Here is a 793-nt window from a genome sequence, read left to right as displayed (position 1 = left end):
CTGTCACCGCTGTACTCGGTCCCGACGGTCATCCGGGAGTAGGCGATGATGCACTCGGAGCCGCCCACGGTCCGTGTCGCGTACCGCTCCAAAGCCACCGCCCCCAGGGCAGCCACGAGCCAGGCTATAGCGATCAACTGTTGCTCTCGCGGGCTGCGTTGGGACATCACCGGCGCATCGTACTGAGGGCCGGGCGGACGAGGGTGGGTTGTCGGCCAGGCCGTCAGTCGGCCACGGCCTCGATGAGGGAGAACGGTGCGGCCTCGGCGAGGGGGGTGACCGAGGTGAGGGTCAGGCCCGCGCGGTGGCACACCTCGGTGAAGTCCTCGCGGGTGCGCTCTCTGCCGCCCACGTTCACGAGCATGTTGAGGTCGGACAGGTAGGTGATTCCGCCATCGGTGACGTCGGCCTCGGCGTGGGGGTCGACGACCTCGGGGAGTACGGGCTCCACGATGAGGACGCGGCCACCGGGCGGGAGCACCGCGCGACAGTTGCGCAGGATGGTGACCACCTGGTCGTCCGTCCAGTCGTGCAGCACGCTCTTCATCAGGTAGAGGTCCGAGCCCGCGGGGACCGAGCGGAAGAAGTCGCCGGCGACCAGCGAGCAGCGCCCCGCCACGCCGTGCCGCTCCATCGTCGTCGGCGCCTTGGACAGGCCCTCCGCCGTGTCGAAGAGCACGCCGTTCAGGCCCGGGTGGGCGGCCAGCACGCCGGCCAGGAGGGTTCCGTCGCCCCCGCCGACGTCCGTGACCGTGGTGAAGCGGCCGAAGTCGTACGCGGATGGCAACAAGTC

General features: G+C 70.1%; 1 protein-coding gene. It reads right to left on the bottom strand.

Annotated elements, in window-relative coordinates; all coding sequences use genetic code 11:
* Positions 1-223: 223 nt before the first annotated feature.
* On the bottom strand, positions 224-793 hold a 570-nt coding region (locus KUM32_RS35475; RefSeq protein WP_302185221.1), incomplete at its 5' end, for a methyltransferase.

Source organism: Streptomyces sp. AC627_RSS907, from assembly GCF_019049165.1.
This window is presented reverse-complemented; position numbering and strand designations above follow the sequence as displayed.